Genomic DNA, 11,377 nt, shown 5'->3' with positions numbered 1-11,377 from the left:
TGGTTTGCGGCCCGTCCCTCCGGCACCGAAAACATCTACAAGATCTATGCGGAGAGTTTTAAAGACGAACGTCACTTGAAGGCGATCGTGGCGGAAGCCCAACAGATCGTGCACGATTCCCTCGCGGGAGCCTAAGGCATCAATTGGGCAACGTCTCCTGAGTTCGGAATTTTCACTCCATCCTTCTGCATAAAAACGAGGCTGCCATGAGAGAACCGACCAGCGATCAGCTCTGCATCAACACCATCCGTACCTTATCGATGGACGCGATCCAGCAGGCCAACTCCGGCCATCCGGGAACACCCATGGCGATGGCTCCCGTGGCCTACTGCCTCTGGCAGCGATTTCTCCGTTTCGATCCGCAAGATCCGATCTGGCCCAATCGAGATCGTTTTGTGCTTTCCATCGGACATGCCTCCATGCTGTTGTACTCTCTCTCCCATCTGACGGGCATCAAAGCTGTCAGCAAAGAGTATGAAACGCTCGGTGAGCTGGCGGTTCCGTTAGAGGCCATCAAACATTTTCGTCAATTGGGGAGCCGTTGTCCCGGTCATCCGGAATACCGCTGGACCTCCGGCATCGAAACTACCACCGGGCCGCTCGGCCAGGGGATTGCGAACAGCGTGGGCATGGCCTTGGCCGGTCGCTGGATGGCAGACCATTTCAATCGGCCCGGCTTCGACGACCTGATCAATTTCAACGTGTATGCTATCTGTGGGGATGGCTGCATGATGGAAGGGATCTCGCACGAAGCAGCCTCCCTCGCCGGGCATCTGGGTCTCTCGAACCTCTGCTGGATCTATGACAACAATCACATCACGATCGAGGGCAACACCGCCTTGGCCTTCTCGGAAGACGTGGCGACCAGGTTCATCGCCTACGGGTGGAACGTCACCCGCGTCGGTGACGCGAACGACCTCGAGATGCTGGAGCGGGCGTTTCGAACTTTCCAGAAGACAACGGATCGTCCCACGCTGATCATCGTGGACAGCCACATCGCGTACGGGGCACCCAACAAGCAGGACACCTCGGCTGCCCATGGCGAACCGCTTGGGGAAGAGGAGATCCGGCTGACGAAAAGAAATTACGGCTGGCCGGAGGACGCCAAATTCTATATTCCCGACGGTGTCTATGATCACTTCAGGCAGGGAATTGGTGCTCGGGGAAAGATGCTCCGTGACGGCTGGTTTACCCGCATCAAAGAGTACAAAGCGAAGTATCCGGAACTGGCCGACCAGTTGTATCGGATTCAACACCGGCAATTGCCCGAAGGATGGGACAAGGAGCTGCCGGTCTTTCCTGCAGACGCCAAAGGCATGGCGACACGTGTTTCTTCTGGAAAGGTGTTGAACGAAGTGGCAAAGCGCGTGCCTTGGTTAATGGGCGGGTCGGCAGATCTCGGCCCGTCAACGAAAACACGGTTGACCTTTGAGGAAGCGGGCGACTATTCCGCCGAGAATCCCAGCGGCCGCAATCTTCACTTTGGGGTCCGCGAACATGCGATGGCCGCGATCCTGAACGGGATGGCCCTGATAAAAGTCCGCCCCTACGGCTCGGGATTCCTGATTTTCAGCAACTATGCCAGAGGCGCGATCCGGCTCAGCGCAATCATGGAGCTACCCGTCATCCATATCTTCACGCACGATTCGATCGCCGTGGGGGAAGACGGGCCAACCCATCAGCCGGTTGAGCACCTCGCTGCTCTGCGCGCGATGCCAGGAATGATCGTGCTGCGGCCTGCCGATGCCAACGAGGTGGTGGAGGCCTGGCGCGTGATCATGAATATGCATCATGAGCCGGCCTCGCTGATCCTAACCAGGCAGGACGTGCCGACCTTGGATCGCACGAAGTATGCGTCCCCTTCCGGCCTGGCTCAGGGAGCTTACATCTTGGCTGATAGCCAGGACGGAATGCCGGACGTCATCCTCATCGGAACCGGTAGCGAGGTTGCACTCTGCGTCGCGGCGTACGAGCAACTAAAGTCCAGTGGAATCAAGGCCCGGGTTGTGAGCATGCCTTCGTGGGAACTCTTCGAACGACAGGACCAAGCCTATCGCGATCGGGTGCTGCCGCAGGCCGTCACGGCTCGTGTGGCGGTTGAACAGGCCTCGACATTCGGATGGGCCCACTATGTCGGCACCACCGGTACCATCATCGGAATGACGACATTCGGAGCGTCAGCTCCATTGAAAGTCCTGCAAAAAGAATTCGGATTCACAAAGGAGCGTGTTGTGGAAGCCGCCATGCAGCAGGCGAAGCGTGCGAAATAGTCAATAAGGGGAGCTATCCATCGCCGAGGCTGCCACGGTGGTCTCAGATCGGATGAGAAACATAGCGAGAGGTGAAGGATCTTCGTGATGCTTCTGCCTCAAACACCTGCGATCGGGATAGCTCTAAGTGGACTCTATCTGGTAACGGTCTTCGCTCTTGACGTCATCACGCCATTGGGCGTGCCGGTCTGGCTGTTATATGGCGGCGCGTTCTTCTTCCTCTACAAACATCCCGCTCACTTTTACGTCGTAGTTCTTGCGGCAGCCTGTACCTTCCTCATTCTTATAGGGTATCTTCTCTCTCCGGGAACTCAACCCGAACCGATCGCGGAACGCGTTGGGGCAATCATTATCGTATGGGTCATCGCGCTCGTGCTGATCCGGCGAAAACAGACAGCCTAGGTCTTGTCGTTGTTGCGGCCTGCCCATCCGACTTTGGGACGATAGGCAATACCTAGTTCGGTAAAAACTGCCCTCCCATTCCGGGTGTTGACTAGAGGGGTGGCTTCGGACAAACATGAATGCACGAGGAGTACTATCGATATGACTTCAACCGTTGCATCTCTGACCACACGTCCTGCATGGAAGGCCCTCGAAGCCCACCAGAAAAAGATCAGGGAGACGCATCTCCGAACCCTTTTTGGCGACGACCCTCAGCGCGGGACTCGTATGACAGCCGAGGCCGTGGGGATTTTTCTGGACTATTCGAAAAATCGGGTCACCAACGAAACACTCCGGCTTCTCGTCCAACTGGCGGAGGAATCGGGATTGCGAACGAAGATCGATGCAATGTTCCGCGGCGAAAAGATCAACGTCACGGAGAATCGGGCCGTCCTTCACACCGCGCTCCGCGCTCCGAGAGGTGCATCGATCCTCGTCGATGGTGAGAACGTCGTACCCAAAGTCCATACGGTGCTCGACAGGATGGCTGACTTTTCCAACCGTGTCCGGAGTGGCGCGTGGAAAGGTCACACGGGCACACGAATCAGGAACGTCGTGAACATCGGCATCGGTGGGTCCGATCTCGGACCGGTGATGGCCTATGAGGCGCTCAAACATTACAGCGAGCGTACGTTGACGTTCCGCTTCGTCTCCAACGTCGATGGGACCGATTTTGCCGAAGCAGTCCAAGACCTCGATCCGGCGGAGACCCTGTTCATCGTGTCGTCGAAGACCTTCACGACACTGGAGACGATGACGAACGCGCAGACTGCGCGTACCTGGTCGCTCGCAGGTCTCGGCGGGGATTCCAAGTCTGTGGCAAAGCATTTTGTCGCGGTCTCCACGAATGCGGCGGAAGTCGCAAAGTTCGGGATCGACACCGCCAACATGTTCGAATTCTGGGATTGGGTTGGTGGGCGCTATTCCATGTGTTCGGCCATCGGCCTGTCGACGATGTTGGCCGTCGGTCCCGAGAGTTTCCGAGCCATGTTGGGTGGCCTGCACCAGATGGATGAGCACTTTCGCACCGCGCCATTCTCGCAGAATCTGCCGGTGCTCATGGGTCTACTCGCCCTCTGGTATAACAACTTCTTCGGAGCACAGACGATCGCAGTCCTCCCGTATGACCAATACTTGAAGAGATTTCCGGCGTACCTCCAGCAACTGACGATGGAGAGCAACGGGAAACATGTAACGCTCGATGGAATGGAAGTGTCCTACGACACCAGCGCCATTTACTGGGGGGAGCCGGGCACGAACGGCCAACACTCTTTTTATCAACTGATTCATCAGGGAACACGTCTTATCCCATCGGATTTTATTGCATTTGAATACTCGCTCAATCCCTTAGGGCGGCACCATGACCTGCTCATGGCAAATGTTTTCGCCCAAACCGAGGCGCTTGCCTTCGGCAAGACGGCCGAGCAGGTCAAAAAAGAGGGCACACCGGATTGGCTTGTCCCTCACCGCGTCTTTGAGGGGAACCGGCCGTCCAATACGATTGTTGCCGAGCGGCTTACACCCGATACGCTCGGCAAACTGCTCGCGCTCTACGAGCATTCTGTGTTTACTCAGGGCGCGATCTGGAACATTGATCCCTTCGATCAATGGGGCGTCGAACTGGGAAAAGTGCTGGCCCAGCGTATTATCCCAGAACTCGAGACCCAGGCAGAACCGTCACTCAACCATGACAGTTCGACGAACAACTTAATCCGCCGGTACCGTGACAAGACATGATGCGTGAGGCGTACTGCGTCATAGACCAGACGAAACTGACAAGAAGCATGCTGACAATTCATGTTGAAGAAAGGGGTTTCAGATGCAACTCGGAATGATCGGGCTTGGCCGGATGGGAGCGAACATGGTGAGGCGGCTGCTGAAGGGCGGTCATCAGTGCGTGGTCTTCGATATGTCGCCGAAGGCGGTAACGGAACTGGTCCAGGAAAAAGCCGTGGGCTCCTCGTCGCTCGCGGATTTTGTCAAAAAACTCTCGAAGCCGCGGGCGGTCTGGTTGATGGTTCCCGCGGCCGTGACGGATAGGACCATCGCCGATTTGTTGCCACACCTCGAAGGGGGAGACATCCTCATCGACGGAGGCAATTCGTACTACATCGATGATATTCACCGCGCGAAGCATCTGGCCCCCAAGAGCGTTCACTATGTCGATGTCGGGACCAGCGGCGGCGTCTGGGGACTCGAACGGGGTTACTGCATGATGATCGGCGGCGAGCAAGATGTCGTCAAACACCTTGACCCCATCTTTGCGACGCTGGCTCCCGGTCCTGGCGCTATCCCGCGCACTCCGGGACGGGAGAAGATCGGCGGTACTGCGGAGAAGGGCTACTTGCATTGCGGTCCCAGCGGCGCAGGCCACTTCGTGAAGATGGTGCACAACGGGATCGAGTATGGCCTTATGGCCGCCTATGCTGAGGGGATGGGCATACTCCGGGATGCCAATGTCGGTAAGCAAAAACACGACGTCGACGCAGAAACGACGCCGTTGCGCAATCCCGAACACTACCAATACGATTTCAACCTTCCGGACATCGCCGAAGTCTGGCGGCGCGGCAGTGTGATCGCCTCATGGCTCTTGGATCTGACGGCCGCCTCGTTGATTGAGGATCCTGCCCTCTCGAAATTCTCTGGCCGGGTGTCGGACTCGGGCGAAGGGCGATGGACGATCAAGGCCGCCATCGATGAGGCCGTGCCGGTGCCGGTACTGTCGACCGCACTGTATCAGCGATTCAGCTCGCGGGGAGAAGCGGACTATCAGGACAAGCTCTTGTCCGCCATGAGATTTCAATTCGGCGGTCACCACGAAAAACCCCCCAAGTGAGGAGAAGTCAGTGAACGCGCTCCACTCCGACGCGCTCGTCTTTTTCGGGGCGACGGGCGATCTCGCCTACAAGAAAATCTTTCCGTCGCTGCAGGCGATGATGAAACGCAGTCACCTCGACGTACCGCTCATCGGCGTCGCCAAGAATGGGTGGAATCTCGAGCAGATGAGGGCACGGATGCGGGATAGCCTCGAGAACCATCCCGGCGGTCTTGACCAGTCTGCATTCGACAAGTTGTCAGCCGCGCTCCGGTATGTGGACGGCGACTATCAGGATCCTGCGACGTTTCGGGCGATCCGAAAGGAACTCGGTTCTGCGAAGCGACCGCTGCACTACCTGGCGATTCCTCCGGTGCTGTTTGCGACGGTCGTGGAGCAACTGGCGAAGTCCGGCTGCAACCAGGGTGCTCGCGTCGTGCTCGAAAAACCATTTGGGACCGATCTGAAGTCAGCACAGGAGCTCAACCGCATACTCCACGTTACCTTTTTGGAAACCGCGATCTTCCGCATCGATCATTATCTGGGGAAGCGGCCCATCAAAAACATGCTGTATTTCCGCTTTGCGAACGCGCTTCCTGAGACGTTTTGGAACCGCATTCATGTGCAGAGCGTGCAGATTACCATGGCGGAGAACTTCGGAGTTCAGGGCCGGGGAGCCTTCTACGACAAGACCGGCGCCATTCGCGACGTCATCCAGAATCACCTGTTCCAGGTTCTGGCAAACCTTGCAATGGAGCCCCCGATCAGAATGGACAGTGAATCCATTAGGGATGAAAAGGTGAAAGTCTTGAAGGCCATGCTACCGCTCGCCGAGAGCAATCTTGTGCGTGGTCAGTTCCGCGGTTACCGGTCGGAAAAAGGCGTGTCGCCGGACTCGCAGGTTGAAACGTTCGCGGCCCTGCGGCTGGAGATTGATTCGTGGCGCTGGCAAGGGGTCCCGTTTTTCGTCCGTGCCGGCAAGTGCATGCCTGTTACCTGTACGGAAATCCTGTTGAGACTGCGCCGGCCGCCCACTGCCTATCCGGCCGCGAGTTTGGCGCCGAATTATTTGCGATTCCGGGTCAGCCCTGACACGACACTTGCCTTCGGCATGATGGCTCCGAAAACTGCCGATGAGTCAGTCGGCCAACCTTTCGAGGCGATGGTGAACCGCAACCCCCAGCCGGATGAGGTGGATGCGTACGAACGGGTGTTGACAGATGCCATGGCCGGTGACGCCACGTTGTTTGCCCGTCAGGATTACGTGGAGGAGGCGTGGCGAATCGTCGATCCTGTGCTGAAGAAAGGTTCGAGGATCTACGACTATGAGCCGAACACATGGGGGCCGGCGGAAGTGGAGCGAAGAGTAATTCCTCCGGACGGTTGGCATAATCCAATCATGTCGGCGTAACGCAGATCGAAACGACCTCCTCATGAAAACGGAAGTGTTGGCCGATGCTGAGTCAGTCGCTTTAAAAGCGGCCGCAATTATCGCCGAGGAGGCTCGATCGGCGGTGGCCGAACGCGGGCGGTTTATCATGGCCGTGAGCGGCGGCAGGACGCCATGGATGATGTTGCGAGCCCTCTTGGATCAGGACATGCCGTGGGACAGGCTGCAGGTGGTGCAAGTGGACGAACGGGTGGCTCCATCCGGGCACCAGGATCGCAACCTCACGCATCTGCATGAGAGTTTGCTCGGACACGCGCCGTTGTCGGCGGATCGAATTCATGCCATGCCCGTCGAAGCTTCTGATCTGGAAGCTGCGGCCGCCCAATATATTTCGACGCTCCAAAAAATTGCCGGCCTCCCCCCGGTGCTTGACTTGATTCATCTCGGCCTTGGGTCAGACGGCCATACTGCGTCGTTGATTCCGGGAGACCCGGTGCTCAACGTGATGCAAGCGGATGTGGCACTGACCGGGATATATCAGGGAAGGCGCCGGATGACGTTGACCTATCCAATTCTCAATCGTGCAGGGCGCCTTCTATGGGTGGTGACCGGGAGTGAAAAGAGCGCAGCCCTTGCTCGTTTGCGTGACGGAGACCGATCGATTCCCGCCGGCCTGGTTCGCCGTGACCAGGCGTTCGTGCTCGCCGATCGCGCAGCTGCAGGGTTGTGACCGACGGAGAACATTCGAAGCACACAGCACGACTTACGAAACGAAGACATGAAATCTTGAGTTTCGATAGTCGAGATTCGAATTTCTGCGAAGCAGCCGTGCTCAACGGCTGAAGTGGAAGAGTGCAAGCACGTACAACGCAGACACCGCCAGTTGACAGGCAGTGAACGGCAGGCCGTAGCGTAGCCACCTGGCGAACGTCACGGGTTTCCCGTTTTGTGCGCAGATACCGATGCTGACGATATTGGCAGAGGCGCCAATCATCGTCGCGTTGCCACCGAGGGTCGCACCGAACATCATGGAGATAAACACAGGTATCACTGCGTCAGGCCAGTCGGTGAAGTGAGCTCCAAGCGCCGCCTCAGACACCGCTTCAACCGCCACCAAGTAGCCTTTCACCATCAGAATCGACGCAGCGACGACCGGGATATTCGCGAGCAGGCTGGAGAGCAGCCCGATCCCTGCGATCAGCGCCAACGCGGCGAGCGCGAACTCCGTCCCGAACCATTCGTACATCTTGAGCGAAAAACTCTGCAGCAGTCCGGTTTTCGTGATGGCTTGGACCAAGAAGAAGATACAACCGAGGAACACCAGTGTCTTCCAGTCGATGTCGCGAAGCACGTTGTCCACTGGCTCAACTTTGACACTGTAAATGACGAGCAACGCGAGCGAAGCACCGATAATGGCGACAGCCGGAGGACCGATGGGTATAGGCAGATCTTCTCCAATCAAAAACAACCCGACCATGACCGCCAGTACAGCGAGCGACAACACCGCAAACCATGGCCGCTGGAACGGCTTGTCAGACGCGTGCGGCGGCAATGGCCTCTGCAGGCGCCACAGATCCGGCATGAGTATGGGCAGCAAGGGAATGAGCACCAGCAGGGAAAGGAGTCCGCCGAGGCTGACCTTGTGGAGGTACTGGCCGAAGCTCATGCCGATCGAGTTGCCCACAAGGAACGTCGCCGGATCGCCGACCAGCGTCAACAGTCCGGCTGAATTACTGACGATAGCGGTCAAAATCATCGGCCCGACGAAGTCTATGCCGAGCGCTACAGCGACGCGGATGATAATCGGTGCCAGGAGGATGACCGTCGTCGCGTTCGGCAGAAACGCGCACAATGGTGCCACCAGAGCGATCAGTAACAACAGAAATCGCTTGCCGCTTCCTTTTGTCGCACGGAGATAGACCGTGCCGATTCGGTCGAAGATCCCCGTGCCGGCGAGGGTGCGGGCAACCACCATGCCGCCGAACAGCAGCGCCAGTGGGCCACCCGCGGTCTTCACGGCCGCGATGACGTCATCCTCGACGAGGATATTAAACCCGAACAGGACGCTCACGCCGAGGAGGGCAGCGACCGCCATATCAATGAGATCAAACGCGATCGCCAGAATCACGACGCCGAATACCGCCATCGTCGTATATATCTGTACGTCGGTCATGCAAGTCTCCGTCGATTAACGGACAGGCGGGGCGTACATCAAGCCGCCTTGCGTCCAGAGCCGATTGAGTCCGCGCTCGAGATTGAGCGGGCTGTGGGTTCCGAGGTTACGCTCGAACATCTCGCCGTAGTTACCAACGCTCTGCACTGCGCGCAACCCCCAGTCGGGATCGGTCCCGAGCGCTCGCCCGAATTCGGTCGACTCGCCCAAGGCTCGCCGCACGGCCGGGTCGCGCGCGCTCTGACGCATTGCACGCACGTTGTCCTGTGTGATGCCGTTCTCCTCGGCCGCAATAAGGACGAACAGCACCCAGCGCACGAGCGTCACCCAGTCGGCGTCACCGCGCCGCATGGCTGGCGCGAACGGCTCCTTGGAGAGGCGATCGGGTAGGATGACAAACGCCTGTGGTCCGCCTGGAGAGCGCAGGCGTGCGGCGGCAAGCTGCGAGGCGTCTGACATATAAGCTTTGCAGCGGCCGGCAAAAAACGCATCGACGACCTCCATTGCTGAGTCAATGATGAGCGGCGTGACGGTCAGGCCGTTTGCCGCAAAGTGGTCAAGCAGGTTGCGCTCGTGCGTCGTGCCTTTTTCAACGCAGATGGTCGCGCCGCTGAGCTCCGCAATTGTTCGCGCACCGCCTGCCTTTGGCACCATGAACGCCTCGCTGTCGTAGAAGAGGACGCCGGCGAATTCCACCTTGAGGCCCGCCTCACGGCCGAGCGTCCAGGTGGTGTTACGAAGGAGAAGGTCGATCACGCCTGATTGCAGAGCTGGAAATCTTTCAGAAGCCTTGAGAGGGATGAATGTCACTTTTTCAGCGTTGCCAAGCGCGGCCGCGGCCACTGCCCGACAGAAGTCTACGTTCAGCCCCGACCAGCGTCCCGACGCATCCTTCGTAGAGAAGCCGACGATGCCTTCGCTTACGCCGCAGCGTAACGTTCCTCTGGATTTGATCTGCGCGAGCGTGTCGCCTGCTGTGGCGGGTGGTGCGATCCACGAAATGATGAAGAGTGCGATGGCGGCTGGAACCAGGCTCTTTGCGGACTCGGTCGTCATTCCCATCGATAGGGTCAGGAGTCTCCCGTTGCAATAGGTACCGGATAAACGCTCGCAGTGTAGCACATACGAGGAAAAAGTCACCTGGTGAATGTCGCGACCACTATGCGTGCTCATTCATCACACCGAATCCTATTTCGTCAACCGATTCGATCCGCCGAATGTTTCTTATGACGTGAGAAGGGAGGGATATTTCTCTTCAGATAACGATGCGGTGCAGCGACCGACGTATCGATCATTGAGAAGGCGGTCCAGGTTTTGGGAACTGTTCAAACACGCGTTCCTGAAAGAACGGGGTCATGAACACCCACCGCACGCCGAGTTGTACTGTCCAGTCCAAACCTAAAAATGAATCCCTTCCCATCACTCCTGCGCCGTATGAGGCAAAGATGTTCCAATGTTGATCTAACCGGTGGCCGATCTCGCCCACCAGGTTCATCGTCGTCTTTCGGTTCTGGTTCCAATTCATGTCCCATTCCATGGACGCAGTAGACCACCATCGCTCAGACCAGATGGTGTTGAACGCTGACGTAACCCGCATGAAGTGGAGGTTGGCGCGGCTGGGATCACCTCCGACAGAGCTGTAGTCCTGGACAAATGAAAAGAACAACGAGCGCACCCTGGGTAAGGGGACCGCCACCGCGCCTCCCGGGCCAAGGGTATATTTTCCTGTGCTCAGTTGATCGTTCGAGCCTGTCGGAAACGTGGCATCGCCGCCGACGAATACTGCCAACTCCGGGCTGGCATACACTCGCCCGCCAAATCGAACCAATAGATCACTTGCGCCATTCGTCGTGAATCCGCGGGGCTGGTTCAGGTCGGCCCACACATAGGGCATGGTCACCCGCATGACAAAGTTGGGTGTGATGGGCAGTCGGGCCTCTGCAGTCGCCGTATCAGTGCGCAGATTGTGGAGGAACGTGTTGTGCCCGTATTCGAGTTGATAGTATCCGTTGATGGCGGTCGGGTCGGTCCCGAATACTGCTGCTGCCGCCGACAGGCGCTTGCGTTCTTCTTCGAGCCGAGTTTGCTCTTCAGGTGTGGCGCCGTAGAACCGCGACTCTATCCGGCCACGCAGGCCCCCTCGCTTCTCCTCCCGAGATTCTGTACCTTGTTCGCCTTGAGTTTGCGTTTCAGCAGACGGCGCAGTATCTTCGGCAAAAATTTCAAGTGGAAAGAAACCGAGCCATAGAAAAAGCCAAACGGCTACTGCTGCAAGGATTGATGTCACG

General features: G+C 57.8%; 10 protein-coding genes. 7 read left to right on the top strand and 3 right to left on the bottom strand.

What is annotated here, in order from left to right:
* From VEI50_03395 to pgl, 7 genes are all read left to right on the top strand, one after another.
* The coding region (locus VEI50_03395; GenBank protein HXX74151.1) for a hypothetical protein at positions 1–135 on the top strand (135 nt) is incomplete at its 5' end.
* 71 nt (positions 136–206) lie between these two features.
* On the top strand, positions 207–2,270 hold the full coding sequence (gene tkt / locus VEI50_03390; GenBank protein ID HXX74150.1) for a transketolase: 2,064 nt from the start codon (positions 207–209) through the stop codon (positions 2,268–2,270).
* Between the two features lie 87 nt (positions 2,271–2,357).
* Positions 2,358–2,672: a hypothetical protein gene (locus VEI50_03385; GenBank protein ID HXX74149.1), complete on the top strand. Its 315-nt coding sequence runs from the start codon at positions 2,358–2,360 to the stop codon at positions 2,670–2,672.
* 141 nt (positions 2,673–2,813) lie between these two features.
* On the top strand, positions 2,814–4,448 hold the full coding sequence (gene pgi, locus VEI50_03380) for a glucose-6-phosphate isomerase (protein ID HXX74148.1): 1,635 nt from the start codon (positions 2,814–2,816) through the stop codon (positions 4,446–4,448).
* An 82-nt stretch (positions 4,449–4,530) separates the two neighbouring features.
* Entirely contained in the window at positions 4,531–5,547 is a 1,017-nt protein-coding gene (gene gnd, locus VEI50_03375; protein ID HXX74147.1) for a decarboxylating 6-phosphogluconate dehydrogenase, read from the top strand.
* Between the two features lie 10 nt (positions 5,548–5,557).
* On the top strand, positions 5,558–6,937 hold the full coding sequence (gene zwf / locus VEI50_03370) for a glucose-6-phosphate dehydrogenase (protein HXX74146.1): 1,380 nt from the start codon (positions 5,558–5,560) through the stop codon (positions 6,935–6,937).
* Positions 6,938–6,959: 22 nt separating this feature from the next.
* Positions 6,960–7,646, top strand: coding sequence for a 6-phosphogluconolactonase (pgl, locus tag VEI50_03365; protein ID HXX74145.1), 687 nt, complete (start codon positions 6,960–6,962; stop codon positions 7,644–7,646).
* Positions 7,647–7,748: 102 nt separating this feature from the next.
* Here pgl and VEI50_03360 read toward each other — a convergent pair whose 3' ends face one another.
* From VEI50_03360 to VEI50_03350, 3 genes are all read right to left on the bottom strand, one after another.
* Positions 7,749–9,089, bottom strand: coding sequence for an SLC13 family permease (locus VEI50_03360; protein ID HXX74144.1), 1,341 nt, complete (start codon positions 9,087–9,089; stop codon positions 7,749–7,751).
* Between the two features lie 15 nt (positions 9,090–9,104).
* Positions 9,105–10,151, bottom strand: coding sequence for an amino acid ABC transporter substrate-binding protein (locus VEI50_03355; GenBank protein HXX74143.1), 1,047 nt, complete (start codon positions 10,149–10,151; stop codon positions 9,105–9,107).
* A 229-nt stretch (positions 10,152–10,380) separates the two neighbouring features.
* Positions 10,381–11,376, bottom strand: coding sequence for a hypothetical protein (locus VEI50_03350; protein HXX74142.1), 996 nt, complete (start codon positions 11,374–11,376; stop codon positions 10,381–10,383).
* Position 11,377 lies beyond the last annotated feature (1 nt).

The organism is Nitrospiraceae bacterium (assembly GCA_035623075.1).
Lineage (GTDB): Bacteria > Nitrospirota > Nitrospiria > Nitrospirales > Nitrospiraceae > DASPUC01.
The sequence above is the reverse complement of the archived record's forward strand: the minus strand, read 5'-3'. Positions and strand labels throughout refer to the sequence as shown.